Annotated in this window: 17 protein-coding genes and 1 pseudogene; 13 read left to right on the top strand and 5 right to left on the bottom strand. The window is 59.1% G+C overall.

Annotation, left to right across the window (positions count from 1 at the left end; all coding sequences use genetic code 11):
- The 8 genes and pseudogenes from AWB64_RS32450 to AWB64_RS29445 all read left to right on the top strand — a co-directional run.
- Nucleotides 1-156, top strand: a pseudogene (locus AWB64_RS32450) (sugar ABC transporter substrate-binding protein); the annotation flags it as partial.
- A gap of 258 nt (nucleotides 157-414) precedes the next feature.
- The gene (locus AWB64_RS29475; RefSeq protein ID WP_060858954.1) at nucleotides 415-2,025 is read left to right on the top strand and encodes a sugar ABC transporter ATP-binding protein; all 1,611 of its coding nucleotides are present in this window, start codon (nucleotides 415-417) and stop codon (nucleotides 2,023-2,025) included.
- 272 nt (nucleotides 2,026-2,297) lie between these two features.
- Entirely contained in the window at nucleotides 2,298-3,332 is a 1,035-nt protein-coding gene (locus tag AWB64_RS29470; RefSeq protein WP_060858953.1) for a LacI family DNA-binding transcriptional regulator, read from the top strand.
- 277 nt (nucleotides 3,333-3,609) lie between these two features.
- Nucleotides 3,610-5,334 carry a methyl-accepting chemotaxis protein gene (locus AWB64_RS29465; RefSeq protein ID WP_060858952.1) on the top strand — a complete coding sequence of 575 codons (1,725 nt, stop codon included), beginning with the start codon at nucleotides 3,610-3,612 and terminating at the stop codon, nucleotides 5,332-5,334.
- Nucleotides 5,335-5,614: 280 nt separating this feature from the next.
- Entirely contained in the window at nucleotides 5,615-6,376 is a 762-nt protein-coding gene (locus tag AWB64_RS29460; protein ID WP_060858951.1) for a hydratase, read from the top strand.
- A gap of 746 nt (nucleotides 6,377-7,122) precedes the next feature.
- Complete coding sequence (locus AWB64_RS29455) at nucleotides 7,123-9,045, top strand: PrkA family serine protein kinase (protein WP_060858950.1); 1,923 nt, start codon at nucleotides 7,123-7,125, stop codon at nucleotides 9,043-9,045.
- A 226-nt stretch (nucleotides 9,046-9,271) separates the two neighbouring features.
- Nucleotides 9,272-10,537, top strand: a complete 1,266-nt coding sequence (locus tag AWB64_RS29450; protein ID WP_060858949.1) for a YeaH/YhbH family protein — start codon at nucleotides 9,272-9,274, stop codon at nucleotides 10,535-10,537.
- A gap of 128 nt (nucleotides 10,538-10,665) precedes the next feature.
- Nucleotides 10,666-12,186 carry a SpoVR family protein gene (locus AWB64_RS29445; RefSeq protein ID WP_374728658.1) on the top strand — a complete coding sequence of 507 codons (1,521 nt, stop codon included), beginning with the start codon at nucleotides 10,666-10,668 and terminating at the stop codon, nucleotides 12,184-12,186.
- Between the two features lie 82 nt (nucleotides 12,187-12,268).
- Here the strand turns inward: AWB64_RS29445 and AWB64_RS29440 are convergent, their stop codons facing one another.
- Entirely contained in the window at nucleotides 12,269-13,351 is a 1,083-nt protein-coding gene (locus tag AWB64_RS29440) for an AI-2E family transporter (protein ID WP_060858947.1), read from the bottom strand.
- A 189-nt stretch (nucleotides 13,352-13,540) separates the two neighbouring features.
- Here AWB64_RS29440 and AWB64_RS29435 point away from each other — a divergent pair, with 189 nt between their 5' ends.
- From AWB64_RS29435 to AWB64_RS29425, 3 genes are all read left to right on the top strand, one after another.
- On the top strand, nucleotides 13,541-14,122 hold the full coding sequence (locus AWB64_RS29435) for a TetR/AcrR family transcriptional regulator (protein ID WP_060858946.1): 582 nt from the start codon (nucleotides 13,541-13,543) through the stop codon (nucleotides 14,120-14,122).
- Between the two features lie 87 nt (nucleotides 14,123-14,209).
- Entirely contained in the window at nucleotides 14,210-15,139 is a 930-nt protein-coding gene (locus AWB64_RS29430; protein WP_060858945.1) for an SDR family oxidoreductase, read from the top strand.
- Nucleotides 15,136-15,795 (top strand): NAD-dependent epimerase/dehydratase family protein, encoded by a 660-nt coding sequence (locus AWB64_RS29425; protein ID WP_060858944.1) that lies wholly within the window; start codon nucleotides 15,136-15,138, stop codon nucleotides 15,793-15,795. Before AWB64_RS29430 ends, AWB64_RS29425 begins: the two co-directional genes overlap by 4 nt.
- 60 nt (nucleotides 15,796-15,855) lie before the next feature.
- Here AWB64_RS29425 and AWB64_RS29420 read toward each other — a convergent pair whose 3' ends face one another.
- The gene (locus AWB64_RS29420) at nucleotides 15,856-16,860 is read right to left on the bottom strand and encodes an aldo/keto reductase (protein WP_060858943.1); all 1,005 of its coding nucleotides are present in this window, start codon (nucleotides 16,858-16,860) and stop codon (nucleotides 15,856-15,858) included.
- Nucleotides 16,861-16,941: 81 nt separating this feature from the next.
- Complete coding sequence (locus AWB64_RS29415) at nucleotides 16,942-18,324, bottom strand: DHA2 family efflux MFS transporter permease subunit (RefSeq protein WP_060858942.1); 1,383 nt, start codon at nucleotides 18,322-18,324, stop codon at nucleotides 16,942-16,944.
- Between the two features lie 125 nt (nucleotides 18,325-18,449).
- On the opposite strand from AWB64_RS29415, the gene AWB64_RS29410 reads away from it, so the two are divergent.
- Entirely contained in the window at nucleotides 18,450-19,310 is an 861-nt protein-coding gene (locus tag AWB64_RS29410; protein WP_060858941.1) for a LysR family transcriptional regulator, read from the top strand.
- A 220-nt stretch (nucleotides 19,311-19,530) separates the two neighbouring features.
- Nucleotides 19,531-21,171 (top strand): tannase/feruloyl esterase family alpha/beta hydrolase, encoded by a 1,641-nt coding sequence (locus tag AWB64_RS29405; protein WP_060858940.1) that lies wholly within the window; start codon nucleotides 19,531-19,533, stop codon nucleotides 21,169-21,171.
- 50 nt (nucleotides 21,172-21,221) lie between these two features.
- Here the strand turns inward: AWB64_RS29405 and AWB64_RS29400 are convergent, their stop codons facing one another.
- Both AWB64_RS29400 and AWB64_RS29395 read right to left on the bottom strand, forming a co-directional pair.
- Complete coding sequence (locus tag AWB64_RS29400) at nucleotides 21,222-21,644, bottom strand: CHRD domain-containing protein (RefSeq protein WP_060858956.1); 423 nt, start codon at nucleotides 21,642-21,644, stop codon at nucleotides 21,222-21,224.
- A 234-nt stretch (nucleotides 21,645-21,878) separates the two neighbouring features.
- On the bottom strand, nucleotides 21,879-22,391 hold the full coding sequence (locus tag AWB64_RS29395) for a Dps family protein (RefSeq protein ID WP_060858939.1): 513 nt from the start codon (nucleotides 22,389-22,391) through the stop codon (nucleotides 21,879-21,881).
- Nucleotides 22,392-22,396 lie beyond the last annotated feature (5 nt).

Raw genomic sequence — 22,396 nt, 5'->3', positions numbered from 1 at the left:
GCCGACGGCCGCGTGCTCGCCACCGCCGACCAGTACGCTGCAAAGCAGGCGGTTTTCGGTATCGATACCGCGTTGAAAGCGCTTTCCGAGCACAAAAAACAGTCCGAGCTGTCGGGGGTAGTTGAAACGCCCGTGGATCTGGTCACCAAAAAGTAGTAAGTATTTGCATGAAAAATGGGATTCGCACAGGTTTTGTCTGTCGAATTCTGTCTAAAATCTCAAGAACTGAGCATCGCTGCCGATAAATAAAGGAATAGCCAGGTCGTCAGGGCATCTTTCCGATAGTCGGCCAAGCGGTGCGTGGCATGGTTTTTACTGGCGCGAAGGACAGGAATTGCTCGGTGAAAGTGCTTGTTTGCAAACGATTGCGGGCGGCGAATTTCGGGGCATGCTGTCTGGCGCAATGGGACGAGGATGGACAATATTGTGTCTGCTGCTCCGGTCCTGACGGTGCGCGGTATCGGCAAAACCTACGTGGAGCCGGTCCTGACAGGCGTCACGCTGGATCTGCGTGCGGGCGAAGTGCTGGCGCTGACCGGCGAAAACGGCGCAGGCAAGAGCACGCTGTCCAAGATCATTGGTGGACTGGTCGATCCAACCACCGGTTCCATGACGCTTGGCGGCGCGCCGTACGCACCGGCGAGCCGCAAGGAAGCCGAGGTGCTCGGCGTGCGGATGGTGATGCAGGAACTGAACCTCCTGCCCACGTTATCGGTGGCGGAGAACCTGTTTCTCAACCGTCTGCCCCAACGCAAAGGCTTGAAGTTCGGCTGGATTGACCGGGCGGCGCTACGCGAGGACGCGCACCATGCAATGCGTCAGGTCGGATTGGATGCGATCGATCCCGACACGCTGGTGGGCGAGCTTGGCATAGGTCATCAGCAGATGGTCGAGATCGCGCGCAACCTGATTGGCGATTGCCGTGTGCTGATCCTCGATGAACCCACGGCCATGCTGACCGCGCGCGAAGTCGACTTGCTCTTCGAGCAGGTCGAGCGGCTGAAGGAGCGCGGCGTGGCGCTGGTGTACATCTCGCACCGGCTGGAAGAATTGCGGCGGATTGCGGGGCGCGCGGCCGTATTGCGCGACGGCAAGCTGGTTCACATCGACGCCATGGAGAACCTGACAAGCGACCGGCTCGTCGCGCTCATGGTGGGGCGTGACATTGGCGAGCGGATCGATCTGGGCGAGCGGCGGATCGCCGGCGTTGCACTGAAAGTCGATGGCATGCGCCGGGGCGACGTGGTCCGAGACGTGTCCTTCGAAGTGAAGGCGGGCGAGATTTTCGGCATCAGCGGGCTGATCGGCGCGGGACGTACCGAGTTGATGCGGCTGATCTACGGCGCGGACAAGGCGGATGGCGGCGTGGTATCGGTGGCGCATAAAGGCGCGGCGCTGACGCCGGTTGCAATCGCGTCGCCCGCCGACGCTGTCAGGAACGGCATTGCGCTCATTACCGAGGATCGCAAGGGCGAAGGCCTGCTCCTGCCGCAGCCGATCGCCGCGAATATTTCGCTCGGGAACATCGGCGCGGTATCGAGCAGAGGATTTGTTGATGGACGCCGCGAAGCCGCGCTTGCGCAAATGCAGATCGACGCCATGCGCATTCGTGCGGCCGGTCCGTCGCAACCCGTTTCGGAGTTGTCGGGCGGCAATCAGCAAAAGGTTGTGATCGGGCGCTGGCTCGCGCGCGATTCAACGGTGCTGCTTTTCGACGAACCCACGCGCGGCATCGACGTTGGCGCGAAGTTCGACATCTATGCGCTGATGGGCGCGCTCGCGCTGGAAGGACGCGCGCTGGTGGTGGTATCGAGCGATCTGCGTGAATTGATGCTCATTTGCGACCGGATTGGCGTGATGTCGGCGGGACGGATGACCGGAATTTTCGATCGCGATACCTGGACGCAGGACATGCTTCTCGCAGCGGCGTTCGCAGGCTATGCGAAACGCGACGAGATTCTCCAGGAACCCATCGTGCCGGATGCCAAAGCGCCGCCCGCCGAGGCAAGGGAGGTCGAACGATGAACCATGGACGGCAATAGAAGTACCTGTCGCGCGGCTCGAACTGCGGGACAGCAAATGCAAAAAAACGCAGCAATCCAAAAAGGCCGGCACGGGGATTCACGTCGGCGGACGGCCGGAACAGGTCGCGAAACAAGTTGGAGCACAAGCGGAACGGGTGCTGGTAGACGGGCGGTCCGATAAATGCGGATGTGAGCCGATGTATCGGAAAACCCATTGTGGGCGCCAATTAAAAGAGCAAGAGAAAGACCAAAAGTCGGAGAGAAGGACCAAGTATGGCGACGATCAAAGATGTAGCGGCCATTGCGGGCGTTTCGTTCACCACGGTGTCTCATGTCGTGAACAACTCGCGGCCCGTATCGGCTGAAGTGCGTGTCAAGGTCGAGCGTGCGATCCGGGAACTGGACTACGTGCCATCGGCCGTGGCGCGTTCTCTCAAGGCGCGCAACACGCTCACCATCGGCTTGCTGGTACCGAACGCGACCAACCCTTATTTCGCGGAACTGGCGCGTGGCGTGGAAGACGGATGCGCGAAGAACGGCTACTGCATGTTCTTCTGCAATTCGGACGACGACCCCGCCAAGCAGCGCAGCTACCTTCGCGTACTCCAGGAAAAGCGCATCGACGGGCTGGTGATCGCATCGGCGGGAGAAGACGCGGTGCTCGCCCAAAGCCTCGCCGGCGCGCGCGAGCCGCTGGTCATTCTCGATCGGAACATAGAAGGGGTATCGGCGGATCTGGTGCAGATCGACCACGAAAAAGGTGGCTATCTCGCGACGCGCCATCTGCTGCAACTCGGACATTCGCGGGTCGCGTGCATTACCGGGCCCATTGCCACGGCGGTCAGCGCCATGCGCGTTCACGGTTTCATTCGCGCGATGGCGGAGCGCGGTATTGAAATAGAGCCGCATGCGATCCAGCAGGGCGCATTTTCCGCGACGGGCGGTTACGAAGCGGCGTCGCAACTGTTCGATACCCTCAAGCCCACTGGCATTTTCGCGTGCAACGACATGATGGGCGTAGGCGCGCTGCGGGCGGCGGCGGAGCGGGGAATCAACGTGCCGCGGGATTGCTCGATCATCGGATTCGACGACATTGAACTGAGCCGGTACACCTATCCGGCTTTGTCGACGGTAGGTCAATCGGTACGGGAACTGGGTGAACTGGCCGCGCAAACGCTGATTGACCGGATTGCCGGCAAGGTGCCAGCGAGCACGCGCAGGCGCGTGGTTACGCCGCACATGATCCTGAGGGAATCGACCGGTGTAGTGCCGCAGGAACGTCTGGGCGAAGTCTCGCAAAAGCATTGACCGGTGTTTCGGCAGCAGTGGCCGGAGCAATGACTCCGGCCCCATCTAAATACCTACTACATTAGAATATTTGAAGCGCATTTGTTGCAAAGCAGCACCAGAAACACTCAACATCAATTCGTCTGACGAAATAACATTTCAACATTTTCCTAAAGTGCGTGGCTTGCAGGCCGTAAATCCTGAGCAAGCAGGCGCGTTTAGTCGCATCGTGGAAACACGATGGTCGATGTCAAACGCCCGCTGCCGGTTCTCTCAACACGCGGCTTCAAGGAAAATCATGAACATGAGTCTCACGATCAAGGCCCGTCTGGGCCTTACGATGGCCTTCCTCGGCCTGCTGCTCGTCGCAATCGGCGGCCTTGGCTACTACGGAATGACGCAGGCCAACCGCGCCTATCGCGATACTTTCGAAAACCAGATGCCGAGCGCGAACGCCGTGAGCAACGCCGAACTCTATTCGGCTCGCGAACGCCTCGTGTTCGATCGCGCCGCTTTTCTCGCCGGAACACCCGAAGCCGCTTCGACCATGGAACGGGGCGCGACGATGCGCTCCCGCGCCGATGGCTACTGGAAGAAATACACCGAACTTCCCGTGGAAGACGCGCAGGAAAAGCAACTCGCGGATGCGTCGAACGCCAAGCGCCTAGCATTGCAAAAGTTGATCGATGGCGGTTATGACGCGGTGAAAGCCAACGATCAGGCGCGCATCGTGGAATCGGCAAAGGCCATGCAGGCGGCGTACAACGAACTCTCGGGCGCCAACGACGCCCTGCGCAAGTTCCAGTTCGACGCCGCGCGCCAGGGTTACGACGCGGCCCAGAGCGCTGCATCGACGTTCGAAACGCTGAGCCTGGGCGCGATCGTGATTGGCCTGATTGCCGCCGCGCTCTCGTGGTTCGCGCTGCGCCGTGCAATCGGCCGGCCGCTCGACGAAGCCATCGGACACTTCGACGCAATCGCCGCCGGCGACCTGCGCCGCGAGGTCAACGTCAGTTCGCGCGACGAAATGGGCTTGCTGTTGCAAGGTCTTGCGCGTATGCAGACGAGCCTTGCCACGACGGTGCGCAGCGTGCGCTCGGGCAGCGAATCCATTGCGTCGGCAACCAAGCAGATCGCGGCGGGCAATATCGACTTGTCGTCGCGTACCGAGGAACAGGCTTCTGCACTCCAGGAAACGGCGTCAAGCATGGACGAGCTGACCGGCACCGTGAAACAGAACGCCGATAACGCCCGTCAGGCGAGTTCGCTTGCGGCGAATGCGTCGGAGATCGCGAACAAGGGTAGTCGCGTGGTTGCACAGGTCGTCGGCACGATGGGCGATATCAACCAAAGCTCGGCAAAGATCTCGGACATCATCACGATCATCGAAGGAATTGCGTTTCAGACGAATATTCTTGCGCTCAACGCAGCGGTCGAGGCAGCGCGCGCAGGAGAAGAGGGCCGTGGCTTTGCGGTCGTGGCGGGCGAAGTGCGCAGCCTGGCGCAACGCTCATCGGCGGCGGCGAAGGAAATCAAGGGCCTTATCGATACTTCCGTGGAGCGGGTCCAGTCGGGCACGTTACTGGTCGACGAAGCCGGCCGGACGATGGACGAGATCATCGGCGCCGTGCAGCGCGTGACCGACATCATGGGCGAGATCGCGGCGGCGTCCGAGGAACAGAGCAGCGGTATCGAGCAGGTCGCGCGTGCCGTCACGCAAATGGATGAAGTGACGCAGCAGAACGCGGCGCTGGTGGAAGAGGCCGCTGCTGCCGCGCAGTCGCTGGAAGATCAGGCGGCGAAACTGCGCCAGGCGGTGGCGGTATTTCATCTGGACGATGACGGTTCGGTGACGGGAGGCATGGGTCAAACGGCTTCGCGGCATGTGTCTGTAGCCGCGGCGAAGTCCCGGCCTGCCGGTTCGCCCAAGACGAAGCGTATGCCCTTGGCCACGCAGGCCAAACCAGTGGCCGCCGCGGCGCGTCCTTTGGCGGCCGCCGGCGGCGACTGGGAAACTTTCTGATCCTGTTTCCAACTAGGACTTTGGGCGCGCCGCGAGCTTTTTCGCGGCGCGTTTTTTTCGTTCGGCGCTTGGATGCCTGTTCGGCCGGCCCGATTACAGCGTCGACCCTGCAACGTCGACCTGCGGTTTAAACGATCGTTTGATATCAACGCGTCTGTACGAGCAAGCTTTCAGAGCGCGTATCCGACTCGCGGCCCGGGTCCGGTTCCCCGTACACTGTGCGCATCCTCGTTCAGGCTGTCATGCCTGAATGCTTCCGATAATCACCACAGGACACGCCATGACCGAATCCACTCTCGCCGCGCAACTCGTGCAGGCCCGTCGGCAGCGAACGCTGATCGAGGAACTCGAGTCGGCAGATATTCCCGCCGACGCCAACGCGGCGTACGTCATTCAGCAAGAAGTCCTGTCACTGACGGGCGCGCGAATCGGCGCATGGAAAGTGGGCGCCCGTGCGCCCGGTGCGCAGGCGAACACCGCGCCTGTCGATGCCGAACTCGTCCACACGTCTCCTGTCCGTATTGCGCATGCGGCGTTCTTTCGCGTGCTGATCGAGATGGAAATAGCATTTCGGTTTTCTTATGCCCTGCCGCCGCGCGCTGAAGCTTACAGCCGTAGTGAAGTATTCGCGGCGCTGGGCGGCATGGCGGTCGCGCTCGAGGTGGTCGACAGCCGTTTCGCACAATGGCCGAATCTCGCGCCGCTGGCTCAGCTCGCCGATTCGCAAAACAACGGCGCACTGATCGTGGGCAAGATGGAGCCGTATGAAGTCATCGCACCGGGTTTGGACTTTCTGTCGCCACAACTCGAACTGAGCGTCGATGGCGTCTCGATCGTGCCGCCAAGCGCAGGCAATCCGGCGGGCGATCCGCGCGAGCTGCTTGTGTGGTTCGTCAATCACTGCAGCGCGCAGGGGCACACGGTGCAGCCTTTCTGGACCGTCACAACCGGCTCCTATACCGGAGCGCGCCGCATTGAAGGGCCAGGTGTGGTGAGCGGGAGAATTGACCGTATCGGAGACATTGAACTGATTCTGGAGTAAGCAGGCAAGGGGTGGCCCTTACACACCACAAAAAGCTCAACGCTTGAAACAGGCACTCGCGGATCGTCGAACGAGTGCCTTTTTTTATTGTTTAAATCCCTTTGCGCATATCGGGTATTGGTGAGTTTGATTGCGTGCGTAAAGGCGCAAAAGCGCGGGTTACGGTGGTCAACCGATGGCAATGCGGTTCGTTGTGTGTAGGAAAGAGCACGCGGTAATGACATCGATTGAAAAGCGTTATTGAACGTGAGCGTACCTTGTTGTCAAAAAGGGCATTACGTCTGCATCGTTTGGGCTTCGCTGCGCGTATATACGTATGCAGCGAGGCAATCCATCCGCCGATACACAAGCTTTATACCGGTGGATAACATGTGGATGAGCTGTGGATGAACGGAGGATAAGCGTGGCTGACGCGAATGGTTACATGGCATAAACGCCCCATGCACAAACGTTGCGCGCACTTCATCTGCGGCAGCAGCAGCCATACGCTTTGGCTGCTAGCGTGTCGCATGGGTCCAGGGCTTGTACAGCAAGGCTGTGCAGCTATTGCCGAAGACGTTTCGCGAGTCGGGATGATGATTGTAGGTGAACGAAAATATTCCACCAAGCTAGGAATACTTCGAAGCAAATCAGCAACGCATTTGCATGAAAAAAAATTCGAATAGGTTTAGGATGAACTGAAGCGATGTTGTTCTGATTAGGCGCGCCGCGCACGCATTGCTTTCTGACTTCGGCGAGGAGGTAGCATGGATATCTACAGCAGTTTCGCGACCCGCTTCGAAAAAACCCGCGAGGAGGAATTCTCGCTCGAAGAGTATCTCGCGCTCTGCAAAGACGATCCTGCAACGTATGCAACAGCGGGCGAACGGATGTTGGCGGCTATCGGGGAACCGGAGTCGGTCGACACGCGCACGGACCCGCGTTTATCGCGTGTGTTTGCAAACAAGGTGATCAAGGTGTATCCGGCATTTCGTGAGTTCTACGGAATGGAGGAAGTGATCGAGCAGGTGGTGTCGTACTTCCGGCATGCAGCCCAAGGGCTGGAAGAGAAGAAGCAGATCCTGTATTTGCTGGGTCCGGTGGGCGGTGGCAAGTCATCCATTGCCGAACGCTTGAAACAACTGGCTGAGCGTGTTCCCTTCTATGCAATCAAGGGTTCGCCCGTCAACGAGTCGCCGCTCGGGCTTTTTGACTACGACGAAGACGGTCCCATTCTCGAAGAGCAATACGGCATTCCGCGCCGTTACCTCAAGAACATCCTGAGTCCGTGGGCCGTGAAACGCCTTCACGAATTCAATGGCGACATCCGCAAGTTCCGCATTGTTCGCCGCTACCCGTCCATCCTTCGCCAGATCGGTATCGCCAAGACCGAACCGGGCGATGAAAACAATCAGGACATCTCGTCACTCGTCGGCAAGGTCGACATCCGCAAGCTCGAAACCTACTCGCAGGACGATGCAGACGCCTACAGCTACTCTGGCGGCCTGTGTCTTGCGAATCAGGGCTTGCTTGAGTTCGTGGAAATGTTCAAGGCGCCAATCAAGGTCTTGCACCCGCTTTTGACCGCTACTCAGGAAGGCAACTTCAAGGGCACGGAAGGCTTCGGTGCAATCCCGTTTGACGGCGTGGTGCTGGCTCACTCGAATGAGTCCGAATGGAAGACGTTCCGCAATAACAAGAACAACGAAGCATTGCTCGATCGTATTTTCGTGGTGAAGGTACCGTACTGCCTGCGCTATAGCGAAGAGATGAAGATCTACGAGAAGCTGCTGCGTAATTCTTCATTGACGGACGCCGTATGCGCGCCGGGCACGCTCAAGATGATGGCGCAAATGGCGGTGCTCACGCGTCTTCATGAGCCGGAAAACTCCAGCCTCTTTTCGAAGATGCAGGTCTATGACGGCGAGAACCTGAAGGACACGGATCCCAAGGCGAAATCGTTTCAGGAGTATCGCGATTTCGCGGGTGTAGACGAAGGCATGAACGGCGTTTCAACCCGTTTCGCGTTCAAGATCCTCTCGCGGGTATTCAACTTCGACTCAACGGAAGTTGCTGCTAATCCGGTCCACCTGATGTACGTGCTAGAACAGCAGATCGAACGCGAACAGTTCCCGCCGGAAACCGAACAAAAGTACCTGTCGTTCATCAAGGACGTGCTGGCGTCGCGGTATGCCGAATTTATCGGCAAGGAGATTCAGACTGCGTACCTGGAATCGTATTCCGAGTACGGTCAGAACATCTTCGACCGCTATGTGACTTATGCCGATTTCTGGATTCAGGACCAGGAATTCCGCGATCACGATACAGGCGAAAGCTTCGACCGTGCTTCGCTGAATGCGGAACTGGAAAAGATCGAGAAGCCGGCGGGCATCAGCAACCCGAAGGACTTCCGCAACGAGATCGTGAATTTCGTGTTGCGGGCGCGTGCGGCAAACGGCGGCAAGAATCCTGCGTGGATCAGCTACGAGAAGCTGCGCGTGGTGATCGAGAAGAAGATGTTCTCGAATACCGAGGAGCTTTTGCCGGTGATCTCGTTCAACGCCAAGGGATCGGCCGAAGAGCAGCGCAAGCACGAGGATTTCGTGAACCGGATGGTCGCGAAAGGTTATACGCCGAAGCAGGTGCGTCTCTTGTGCGACTGGTATCTGCGCGTACGCAAGTCTTCGTAATGTGTCGAATCGCAAGAAGGGAGAAACGAGCTGCTCCAAGCGAAACCAGGCAAAACGTGATTGAATCAGTTGTGTGTTGCTAGTTCCATAGTCATACGTTCGCATTGCGCCGGCAGCAAGCCGGCGCAATGCGAACATCTTGGCGAGTGCGTGTCGGTCCAACCCGCAGCGTGCGGTTCAGGTCACGAGCGTTTCGCTTCCTCGCCAATTACGCGGGAGACTGGATGTGCTGCATCAAATCATCGACCGCAGGTTAGCCGGTAAGAACAAGAGCATTGCCAACCGCGAACGCTTTTTGCGTCGTGTCAAAAACTACATTCGCCGCGCGGTGTCGGACGCCGTTCGAGACCGTAGCATCAAGGACATTCAAAGCACGCAGAGCATCACCATTCCGAAGAAGGACATTGCCGAACCATCGTTTCGGCACGGCCCTGGCGGAAAACGTGAGCTTGTGCATCCGGGTAACGCCGAATACGTTCGTGGCGACAAGATTGCGCGTCCGAATGGCGGCGGAGGCGGTGGCGGCAAGAGTGCGAGCAACGAGGGCGAAGGGCAGGACGACTTCGTGTTCGAACTCTCGCGCGAAGAATTCATGCAGTATTTCTTCGATGACCTCGAACTGCCGCGCCTCGTGAAAACGCAATTGGCGGCGGTCCCGACATGGAAGAACGTACGCGCGGGTTTTTCGGCGGAGGGCACGCCGAATAACATCGACGTCGTGCGGTCGTTGCGCAGCGCGCTTGGACGCCGCATTGCCCTGGGTTCGCCCTTGTCACGTCAATTGCACGAAATGGAGCGCCAGCTTGAAGTGCTTCTGGACGAAAAAGGTGACCCCGACGAGATTGCGCGTCTCGAAGCCGAGATCGTGATCATGAAAGGACGTATCACGCGGATTCCTTTTATCGATCCGTTTGATTTACGGTACGTCAACCGGACCAAGCAGCCAACGCCGTCGAGCAAGGCGGTGATGTTCTGTCTGATGGACGTCTCGGGCTCCATGGACGAACAACGCAAGGACCTGTCCAAGCGCTTCTTCATTCTCCTGTACCTGTTCCTGAACCGGAATTACGAAAAGATCGAAGTGGTCTTTATCCGGCATCACACGCGGGCGGAGGAAGTCGACGAAGAGACTTTCTTCCATTCAACGGAAAGCGGCGGCACGGTGGTGTCGAGTGCGCTCGAGTTGATGAAGAAGATCATGGACGAGCGTTATTCGCCATCGGAATGGAATATCTACGGCGCACAGGCCTCGGACGGTGATAACTGGACCGACGATTCGCCCAAGTGCCGCAAGCTTCTCTCCGAGGATATTCTTCAGAAGGTGCGTTATTTCGCGTATATCCAGGTGGCGCCGGAAGAGCAAAACCTCTGGGTTGAATATGCGCATCTGGCGCAGAACGCGCCCGAACTCGCGATGAAAAAAGTCGAATCGGCTGCGGATATCTATCCGGTCTTTCGCGAACTGTTCGAGAAACAACAGGCGGCTGCATGACGACAAGGCACTTGGACAACGAAGCACGTGGGTATCATCTGAAACCCGGCGAAGAACTGAAGGCGCAAGACAGCGCGCCGCAAAAGGCCAGGAAGCCGCAGGCACGCGCGACGCCGGAAGGAGACACCATGAACGTGGCGGAAAAAAGGCCGTTGCCGTGTCCATCGGACTGGACGTTCGAACTCATCGAGGAATATGACACCGAGATTGCGCGCGTGGCGCAGCGCTATGGGCTCGACGTATATCCCATTCAACTCGAACTCATCAGCGCCGAGCAGATGATGGACGCGTATGCGTCGGTAGGCATGCCGGTGAATTATCGGCACTGGTCATTCGGCAAGCACTTTCTTTCCACGGAGAAGAGTTACCGGCGCGGGCAAATGGGTCTTGCCTATGAGATCGTCATCAATTCGAATCCGTGTATTGCGTACCTGATGGAAGAGAACACGATGACGATGCAGGCGCTCGTCATTGCACATGCCGCGTATGGGCATAACTCGTTCTTCAAGGGCAACTATCTGTTCAAGCTGTGGACGGATGCGCATGCGATTATCGATTATCTGGTCTATGCAAAGAATTACATTGCGGAATGCGAGGAGCGGCACGGGATAGATCGAGTCGAGGAATTGCTCGATTCTTGTCACGCGCTGATGAATTATGGCGTCGACCGGTATAAGCGGCCGCAGAAGTTATCGCTGGCAAAGGAAGCTGCCGCCCGGCGTGAACGTGAAGCGTATTTGCAATCGCAAGTGAATGAACTCTGGCGCACGCTGCCCAATAAAAAGGCGACGACAACTGAAGAGATCGAAAGCCGGTATCCACCGGAACCACAGGAAAACCTGCTGTATTTCGCGGAAAAAAATGCGCCCTTGCTCGAACCTTGGGAGCGCGAAGTGATTCGGATCGTGCGCAAGGTGGGGCAGTATTTTTATCCGCAGCGGCAAACGCAGGTCATGAACGAAGGCTGGGCGACCTTCTGGCATTACACGCTGCTCAATACGCTGTACGCGGAAGGTCGGCTTGAAGACGGCTTCATGATGGAGTTCCTCCATTCGCACAGCAACGTGGTGTACCAGCCGCCCGTGACCAAGCAGTATTACAGCGGCATCAATCCGTACGCGCTCGGATTTTCGATGATGAGCGATATTCGCCGCATCTGCGAAAACCCGACGGATGAAGACCGCGAGTGGTTCCCTGAACTCGCTGGCAGCGATTGGCTTGAGGCATTGCATTACGCCATGCGCAACTTCAAGGACGAAAGCTTTATTGCGCAATATCTGTCGCCGCATCTGATTCGGGAAATGCGCCTGTTCTCCATTCTTGACGACGACATGCGCGACTCGCTAGAGGTATCGGCCATTCACGACGAAAGCGGCTACAAGTACGTGCGGCAGGCGTTATCGCGGCAATACGACATGCATCATCGGGAGCCGAACATCCAGGTGTATTCGGTGAATACGCGCGGCGACCGAAGCTTGACGCTGCGGCACTTCATGACCGACAACCGTCACCTCACCAACGACAGCGAGGAAGTGCTGAAGCACATGGCACGGCTGTGGCAATTCGACGTGTACCTTGAAAGCGTCGATGAAAACGGCACGGTCAGGAAACGTTTCGACTGCAAGTACACGGGGGCGGAGCGGCGCTGATCCGGCTGGAAGCCTCACTTAGCAAAACGGCTCGCCGATCCATTCGGCGAGCCGTTTCGTTGTTGCGCAGTCAGATCTTGTCTTAGACCTTGTCGATGGTGCGAGTCCCTTCTGCCTGACCTTCTTCGTTTTGCGTGAACAGGTCCCAGGCCGCCATGAACAGCGCGGCAATCAGCGGCCCGATAACAAACCCGTTGATGCCAAACAGTCCCATCCCGCCCAGCGTTGAAATCAGCACGACCCAGTCCGGCATCTTCGTGTCCTTGCCTACAAGAATCGGACGCAGGATGTTGTCGACTAAACCAATGATCACCACGCAGAAGGCGATCAGGATCACGCCTCGCCAGATGTCGCCGGTAAGCAGGAAATAGGCGGCGGCTGGCGCCCAGACGAGCGCGGCGCCGATTGCCGGAAGCAGCGATAGGAAAGCCATCAGAACGCCCCAGAGCAGGGAACCCTGGATACCGAGAAACATGAAAATCATCCCGCCGAGAAAACCCTGAGCAGCCGCAACGGCAATATTGCCCTTCACGGTTGCCCGCACGACGGTGGTGAACTTCGCAATCAGGTGCTGCTTGGGCGCTTCGTCAAGCGGCAATGCGCGGCGGATGCGCCGGCCGATTTCGCCGCCATCGCGCAGCAGGAAGAACACCAAGTACAGCATCACGCCAAAGCTGATCACGAACTGGAAAGTGTTCTGGCCGATGCTGAGCGCCTGAGTTGCGACAAACTGGCTGATTGCCGCTGCGCCATCGGTAAGCCGTTTCTGGATGCTTGGAATATCCGTGAGCCCGAAGCGACCGAGCAGCGTCTGTACCGACTTGGGCAATACGTGAATGGCTTCCTGGAAGTATGTCGTGAAATTCGGCTGGCCCGACTTGATCTGCGTGTAGGCAAGGCCGATTTCCTGGACCAGCGTGGCCGCAACGAAGCTCAGCGGCAGGATCACGATCACGATGGTCACGCCGAGCGTCGCGAAGGCGGCAAGATTACGGCGCTTGCCGAATTTGGCGGCGAGGTATCGCTGCATGGGCTGGAACAGAATGGCGAGAATCGTGCCCCAGAAGATCGCGCCGAAGAAGGGCGTCAGGATCCAGCAAAGCGCGACGGTAACGACGAACAGCAGAAAGTGGAAAAAATGCTGGTGAACCGAGTGGTTATTCATAAAAGCCTTGAAGGAAGCTGATTCATCAAGTGGCTGCGGCAAGCTCCGGTGCCGGTGCACCCATAGCAAGAAGATGGCCCGATGCTAGCACGCACGCGTTTTGACTCCGGCGCGCGCTGGCTTGCAGACATCGTCAAACCGGTTATAATTGAGTGCTCACTCATTAATTTAATCCGCTAGAAATTTCTGATGGCCCGACCCAAGAGTGACGACAAACGCAACGCGCTGCTGCTCGCCGCTGAACAGGTGTTTGCCGAGCGTGGACTGGCTGCCGCGCCCACTTCAGCCATTTCGAAGCAGGCGGGCGTCGCGGAAGGGACGTTGTTCACGTATTTCCGCACCAAGGACGAACTGGTCAATGCGCTGTATCGTGCGATCAAGCTCGAACTCGCCGATGTCCTGATGTCGCATTTTCCCAGGCAGGGACCGGTGCGTGACCGTCTTGAGTATCTATGGAATGCGTTTGTAAGTTGGGGCGTGGCCAATCCGCAGCGCCTGAATGTGCTGGACCAGTTGTCGGTGGCGGATATCGTCACCGAGGAATCGAAGGCGGTTGGCTACGAACCCTTCGCGGAAATCGAAGCGCTGGCGCTGTATAGCATCGAGACGCAGGTTCTGGAGGCGTATCCGTGCGAGTTCATCGCGGCGACCATGAAAGCGCTGGCCGAAACAACCATGGGATTCATGAGCGCTTTTCCGGATGAAGCGGACCGGTATAGGAAGGTCGGCTTCGATGTTTTCTGGAACGGCGTTGCGCGTCACTCAGCTTAAGTAACGCAGCATCATCAGATCGGAAGCCAATCGAATCGTTTGTTTAATGACTGATTACTCACACAATTAAACCGAAAGGATGTGCACATGAGCGAATGGACTACTGCGGATATCCCGCCGCAAACGGGCAAGCTGGCTGTCGTGACGGGCGCAACGGGCGGACTGGGATACGAAACATCGCTGGAACTGGCTCGCGCCGGAGCGGAGGTGATTCTCACGGGCCGCAACGAAGCGAAGGGCCGGGCCGCGCTTGAACGCATTCGCCACGAAGTGCCGGGCGCGCGAGTCCGCTTTGAGATGCTCGATCTGGCGAGTCTCAAATCGATATCGCGTGCTTCGGCGCATTTGCTCGCGGATGGCGCGCCCGTCGATATCCTGGTGAACAATGCCGGCGTAATGATGCTTCCGCAACATGAAAAGACCATCGACGGCTTCGAGCGACAGTTCGGCACGAACTATCTCGGGCATTTCGCGCTGACCGCGCAGTTGCTGCCGCTGCTGCAAAAAAGCGCTGCGCCGCGGGTGGTGAACCTGAGCAGCCTCGCGCACCGGCGAGGGAAGATCGCCTTCGATAACCTTCAAGGCGAGCGCGCGTACAAGGCGTGGCCTGCGTATGAACAATCGAAACTTGCCATGCTGATGTTCGCGCTCGAGTTGCAACGCCGTAGCGACGCCAACGGCTGGGGTCTCATGAGCAACGCCGCGCATCCCGGATTTGCACGAACGGATTTGATCGCCAATGGACCGGGAACATCAGGCATGTTCGCCATGCTCAGCCGTATGCTGTCGCGGTTTCTTAGCCACAGCGCGGCCGAAGGCGCATTGCCTACATTGCTAGCCGCCACGGCGCCCGAAGCGCGCGGCGCGGCGTACTATGGTCCGAAAGGTTTCCAGGAACTGATTGGGCCGCCGTCGGAAGCTCGCATCTTTCCTCAGGCGGCTGATGCGGCGGTCAGCGCGAAACTCTGGGATGTATCGGTGAAACTCACTGGCGCGCACTGGCCGGAGAAAGCATGAAAGTCATCATTTTTGGCGCCACGGGAATGGTCGGGCAGGGCGTGTTGCGCGAATGTCTGCTCGATCCTGACATTGAACGTGTGCTCGCGGTCGGGCGTAGTTCCACCCGGCAACTGGACCCCAGGTTCACGGAGATCGTGCACAGCGATCTCTTCGATCTCTCGGCGATCGAAGACAAGCTGACCGGTTTCGATGCCTGCTTTTTCTGCCTCGGCGTGTCGTCGTTCAGGATGAACGAAGCCGATTACGCGCACCTGACGTATGACCTGACGTTTGGCATTGCGCGAACGTTATCGCGGCTGAATCCCGCGATGACCTTTTCGTACGTCTCGGGTTCGGGTACGGACTCGACCGAGCGCGGCAACAGCATGTGGGCGCGCGTGAAGGGACGCACGGAGAACGCGCTGCTGCGCATGCCGTTCAGGGCGGCTTACATGTTTCGCCCGGGAATGATCCAGCCGATGGATGGGATCCGCTCGAAGACGCCGATGTATCAGGCGATCATTTCCATCGCGCGGCCCTTGTTTCCGCTGTTGCGGCGCTCGTTTCCCAACGCGATCACGACAACCCAGCAACTTGGCCGCGCGATGATCGTCACGGCGAAAGAGCGCGGGCCGTCGAGAGCGCTGGAACCGCGGGATATAACGAAGTACTAGCGTGCTGCACGCGCCGGTCAACGCCGGCGCGTTCGTCAGCGGTCATCGATCCATCGACAATCAACGCGCCGCATCGCCCCAGCGATATTCCTTCGTCGCATCGTCGAGCTTTGCTTTCAACGCCTCATCGAGATGGAAGTCGACGGCCGCGAGGCTGTCCGTCAGTTGTTCCGGCTTGCTCGCGCCGATGATCGCCGAGGTGATCGCCGGATTCGCGAGCACCCAGGCGACCGAGGTCTTCGTCAGCGACTCGCCGGTTTCGCCCACGATCTGCTGCAGTTTCCCGATGGTCTCGAACTCGCGCTCATGCCAATACCGCTGCGAATACACTTCGCCAGCCTTGCCCACGGTTGCGGTAAAACGGCCGTCGGACGGTTTGGCGTCGTGCTTGTGCTTGCCCGTGAGCAAACCGCCTGCAAGCGGGTTGTACGGAATCACGGCGAGATTTTCGTCGGTGGCAAGCGGCAGCAGTTCACGCTCGATCTGCCTGAAAAGCAGGTTGTAGCGCGGCTGGACGGAGACGAAGCGCGCAACGCGCAGCACATCTGAACGGCCCAGCGCGGTCGCGAGCCGGTACGCCAGGAAATTCGACACGCCGATGTAGCGCGCCTTGCCATGACGCACGATGGTGTCGAGCGCCTCCAGGGTTTCGTCGAGCGGCGTTTCGAGGTCGTCGCTATGCAGTTGGTACAAGTCGACGTAATCGGTGTTCAGCCGTTTGAGCGATGCATCGATTGCATCCAGCAAGTGCTTGCGCGACGCGCCCTGATCCCACGGCGCCGGGCCCATCTTGCCAACAGCCTTGGTTGCCAGGATGAATTCGCTGCGGCGCGAGGGTGTTTCCTTCAGCCATCCTCCGACGATTTCCTCCGTGCGCCCGGCATGAGTTTCGTCGGCGCCCAGCGGATAGACGTCGGCGGTATCGATGAAATTCACGCCCGCTTCAGCCGCGCGGTCCATGATGCTGTGCGACACCTTTTCTTCAGTCTGCAAGCCGAACGTCATGGTGCCAAGACACAGGCGCGAAACGGTCAGGCCAGTCTTCCCAAATTTACGATATTGCAAGGCGAGCTCCTTGAGCGAGGTTGACCGGAAAGTACATTGAAGAAGCTTAAACGCTACGCACAATGCTTGCAGATCATGGCGCTACGAAGTGGCTGCTTGCGTGGCCGGTCGAGGAACGGCATCGAGGAAACGAAACACGATGGCGGACCCGAGCGTGACCAGTCCCACGCAGACGAACGCAATGCGAAATGCCGGCGCGGCTGAGCCGAGACTCGTGGAAAAGACGGAAACGAGGCCGCCGCCAATCGATACACCCAATCCGATCGCGAGCATCTGCACCATCGAGAAGAGGCTGTTGCCGCTGCCCGCGTCCTTGACGGACAAGCCCTTGAGCGTGACGCTGTTCATGGCCGCGAACTGCATGGAGTTGCATGCGCCAAACACCGCGAGAATCGCGATCTCCAGCACGAGCGGCGTGCTCATCGAAAAGGAGGCGAAGCCGACTATCGACGCGCCGACCAGGATCGTGTTCCACAGCAGGAAGTTGTCGTAGCCATAACGCTTCACCAGCGGCGTGATCCAGCCCTTCGCGACCGTGCCGGCGAACGCGGCAGGCAACATCATCAAGCCCGAATGCAGCGGCGAATAACCGAGTTGCAATTGCATCAGGAGCGGCAAGAGAAACGGCACCGCGCTAGAACCGACCCGGCACAACAGGTTGCCGATCAAGCCGACACTGAAATTCGGCTCACTGAAGAGCGACAGCTTGAACAGCGGATTCGCCCGGTTTCTTGCATACGGAATGTAGGCGAGCGCGGCAAGCGCGGACACCGCGAACAAACTGCCCGATACCAGCACCTTGTGCGACTGCGCGGGGCTGTCGAGCGCCATTGAAAACGCGACCATGCACAGCGACAACATGGCGCCGCCGATAAAGTCGAAAGGCGGAGCATCGGCGATGGCGTCATCGGGGAGAAAACGATGCACGGCGAGCAAGCCGACCGCGCCTATCGGCACGTTGATCAGGAAGATCCAGTGCCACGAAAACGCTTCGACGAACCAGCCGCCGAGCGTCGGGCCAAGAATGGGACCGACCTGGCCAGCGATGGAAATCACCGCCAGCGCCGAGACGTAAGCTTCGCCGGTCACGCTGCGAAGCACCGCGAGCCGTCCGATGGGCAGCAGCATCGAGCCGCCTATGCCCTGAATCACGCGCGCCACGATCAGTTGATTGAGCGACTGCGCGTTCGCGCAGCAGAGCGAGCCAATCACGAACAACAGGATCGCGACGAAATAGACGCGCCGCGTGCCGAAGCGGTCCGCGAGCCAGCCGGACGCGGGCGTGAGCAAGGCCATGGTCAGCGTGTAGGCGACCACGATTGGCTGCATAGCGAGCGGTTGCGCGTTCAGGCTTCGTGCAATGGAAGGCAGGGCGGTATTGACGATGGTCGTGTCGAGGGCCTGCATGAAAAAGCCGACGGCCACGATCCAGAGAAGCGCGGTGTGTGAGTTTTTTTGGGGCATTCGGTTGCTGCTGGGTGTTGTAGCGCGGAATCCCGTGCAATGTGAAGATTTTAAGACGAGACGTGGTTATCGGGAACCCCGCTGACTGCATTGACTGTGATCGGAATCATCGATGACAATGGCATATGCTCAATCCTGTCTGGCTGAACACGTTCGCGACGGTGGCCGCGTCGCACAGTTTCACCGACGGCGGCCGTCAGCTCAGCCTGACGCAGTCGAGTGTCAGCGAGCACATCCGGCGTCTGGAGGAACATGTCGGCCGCCGCCTGCTTGTACGCGATACCCATTCGCTTGCGCTCACCGCCGACGGCGAAGCCATGCTCGTACACGCGCGCGTGATCCTGGAAGCCATGTCCCACGCCGAGTCGCAGTTCCGTTCGCCACGGCTGCGAGGGCGCGTGCGCCTGGGTTCATCGGATGATCTGGCGCTCGGACCCTTGCCCAGCGTGCTCGCCGCGTTCCGCCGCACGCATCCCGACGTGGAACTGGAAATTACCATCGGCATGACGGGACGGCTTTATGAACATCTCGACGCAGGCGCGATCGACCTGTTGATCGGCAAAAGGCGGCTGGGAGACCGGCGCGGCATTCCGCTCTTTTCCGGAAAACTCGAATGGCTCGCGCGAACCGGCACCGAAGTGGATCTCGCGCAACCGTTGCCGCTGATTCTTGTCGCCGAACCGAGCGTGACGCGCGCCGTCGTGCTCGATGCACTCGCCGCCGTTGGCGCGCGCTGGCAAATGGTCTGCACGAGCAGTTCGCACGCCGGCTGTGTTGCCGCGGCGCGCGGCGGATTGGGACTGACCGTGCGCTCCAATTTCCTCGCGGGCAGGGGACTGGCGCCGCCTGTCAATCGCGCCGAATTGCCGGAATTGCCGGAGGTTGAGTTCATCGCGCTGGCGGCCCGGCATTTGAGCCGGCCGGCCGAAACGTTGCTGGAACTCCTGCAGGACAGTGACTTGCGCGGCGAATGGGCGGGGGAGTGAATCGCGCGCGCTCAAAGGTCATTTACACGTCACACGCCGGGCATGCGACGTGCGAACGCGCTTGCTTCAACACGTTGCAAGGTTGTGCAAACACAACGCGCGGGAAACCGGATTCCTTTCAATAAGAAGCTTCTTATATATTGTGCGGCGAAAATACCTCGGTCTGAGGCCAGTCTCAGGCAACAGTTCAGTTCCGCTCGCGGTAACCAACATCTAATCGATGCCTCAAGTCACACGCCGTCTCCTGCGTACCCTGCTGTTTGCCGCTTCGTTCGCATGCTGCGCTCACGCGCGCGCCGCGTCCTATGTTGTCAAGCATTGCGCCGAATTGCTGGGCAAGGAAGTGCCGGCGTCGGTCATCGGCTTGCCCACGCGCGGGGCGCTCATTACCGATGCGTCCTTCGTGGCCGCCGCCGCGCCTCACAACCGCAACGGCGATTATTGCCGGCTGGTCGGCGTGATCAAGGCACAACTCGACACCACGCCCGACATCCGCTTCGAAGTGAATCTCCCGGCGCGCTGGAACGGCCGCGCGCTGCAAATGGGCGGCGGCGGATATAACGGCGTGATCGTAAGCGGAACGGAACCTACCGCGTTCGCGCCGGCTGCGTCGCCGTTATCGATCGGGTATGCGACCTACGGCTCGGACTCCGGTCATGTCGGCAATTCAGGCCGCGCCGATTTCGCGATGAACGACGAAGCCGTCGTCAACTTCGGCTACGGGGCGCTGAAGAAGGCGCACGATGTCGCGCTTGCGCTGATCATCATGGGTTACGGGCAAAAGCCCGAGCAGACGTATTTTGCGGGCGGCTCGACCGGCGGGCGCGAGGCGTTCACCGTGATCGAGCGTTATCCCGACGACTACGACGGCGTGATCGCGAACGCGCCCGCCATCAATTTTTCGGGCGTGCGGTTGATGGGCGTAAAGGTCGGCCGCGCGTCGTACGGGACGCCGGGCGGATTTGTCGGACCGGTGCAGCAAAAGCGCGTGGTCGAAACCGTGCTGCAGGAATGCGATGGGCTCGATGGCGCGCTGGACGGCATTGTCGCGAATGTGGAAGCGTGCCGCGAACGGGAGCCCAGGATCATCGCGCAATTGCGCTGCGCGAACGGACAGCGGCCATCGCAGCGGGACAGTTGTTTGTCCGAAGCGCAACTGGCGACGCTCGAGACCTTGCGCGATGGATTCACGCTTCCCTACGAACTCGCGCATGGCGTGACGCGTTACTACGGATACAACGTCTTTCAGGGCGTGGATTTTTCGAGCGGACTGGGACTTGGCAATTCGAGCGTGCTGGTGCAGCCACCGCGCTTCGACGCCAACGGCTATCTGTTCACGCAAGGCGACAGCTACATGAAGTATTTTGTCACGCATGATCTGCGCTTCAACACGCTCGGCTTCGATCTGAGTCAACCGGGCGAGTACAAGGGGCGGCTGGTGGATTTATCGTCGACAGTCGGCGCGATGAACCCCGACATGTCGGCTTTCATTGCTCATGGCGGCAAGCTGATCACCATGCACGGTCTCGCCGATGAAGTCATCAGCCCGAACCAGACCATCGCTTTCTATCGTTTGCTCGTGGCGAAGTACGGGCAAAGCATTGTCGATTCTTTCATGCGGCTTTACATGGTGCCGGGCTTCCAGCACGGCAACGGCGTGTTCATTCCGGCATGGGACGAACTCGGCGCGCTGGACAGATGGGTGACGGCGAACATCGCGCCGGAGACGCTGGTTGGTTTCGATATCGCAAGCGCCACGAACGGGCGGAGCCGCCCGCTTTGCCGATATCCCGGATTTCCGCGATATATCGGCAAGGGAAGTATCAACAACGCGGCGAGCTTTCGCTGTGAGAATCCATAGGGCTTGGGGCTCGCCGCTTTTCAGGCGTTACGCGTGTTCCGGCTTCGCAGTTACTTCGCCGCTTCCACCTGACCGCGGATTTCACCGCCCGGGTTCTTCGCGGTGTGCACGTTGAAATACCAGTTGCCGGCGAGCAGGTCTTTCGCTTGAGCATCGGTCAGCGTGGCGCTGCCTTCAATCGGGCTCGGCAGCTTGCTCGGGTCGATGGGAATAACCACGCCCGCGTTCTTGCCAACCGGCGCCGGACCATGGAAATGCGCCATGCTCGCCGGGCCTGTCAGGTCAGCGTACGTCACCTTCCATTGCAGCATCCTGGAGGCCGTGTCGTATGTTCCATCCAGCTTGCCGTGGCCCTGGCTGTCCTTAGGCGGGACTTCCGACGACGCCAGCAAGTCGGCTTTCAGATTGACCGTATCGGCGAAGGCGAGGGCGGGAACGGCCAGCGTAAGCGAGAGTGCGGCGGCGGTCAGCATGCGATTGAGTTTCATGAGCGTTTTTCCAGTTTTTATGGACTGATGGAACTTCACGACGTTGCTCGGCGAAGGCTGTCCTTGGACCCCGGCCGAGGGTTTCGATAATACGCGTTGCGTCGTTAGCTGCTTTGGGAAACGCCTGTGCGCACGGGTTTATTCCATGTGCATCGAGCGTATGCGATACGCAATAAAAAGGCGCCCTCGGCGCCTTTTCAACCAACGTTTGCTCGGGGCTTACGAACGCGTGGCTTCGAACAGGAACCAGACGCGCTCTTCGGTCTGATCGATCCAGTTCTCGATAAGACTTGCCGTCGCCACGTCTTCCTTCTCGTCGCACATGTCGTGCAGTTCGCGCATGTACTTCACGAGCGACTCATTGTCGCCACGCAGTTCGTTGAGCATGTCCACCGGCGCAACGAAATCGGCGTCGTTGTCGGCAAGGCGCTTCAGCGTACTGATTTGTCCGACTGATCGCAGCGTGGTGCCGCCAAGCTTGCGGGCGCGCTCGGCGATCGGATCGATCATGTCGTAGACGAACTGCGCCTGGTCGTCGAGGAGCAGGTGATAGTCGCGAAAGTGCGGTCCGCTCACGTGCCAATGAAAATTCTTCGTTTTTACAAAGAGGGAAAACACATCGGCGAGCAAGCGGGTCAGGCCTTCGGCAACCTGCTTGCGGGCGTCGTTGCCCAAGTCCGTGGGCGTGGTCAGCGCAGCAGAAGCGGCGCTCGGTTTCTTCGATGTAGCCATGGAAA

It is taken from the genome of Caballeronia sordidicola (assembly GCF_001544455.2).
Lineage (GTDB): Bacteria > Pseudomonadota > Gammaproteobacteria > Burkholderiales > Burkholderiaceae > Caballeronia > Caballeronia sordidicola.
The sequence above is the reverse complement of the archived record's forward strand: the minus strand, read 5'-3'. Positions and strand labels throughout refer to the sequence as shown.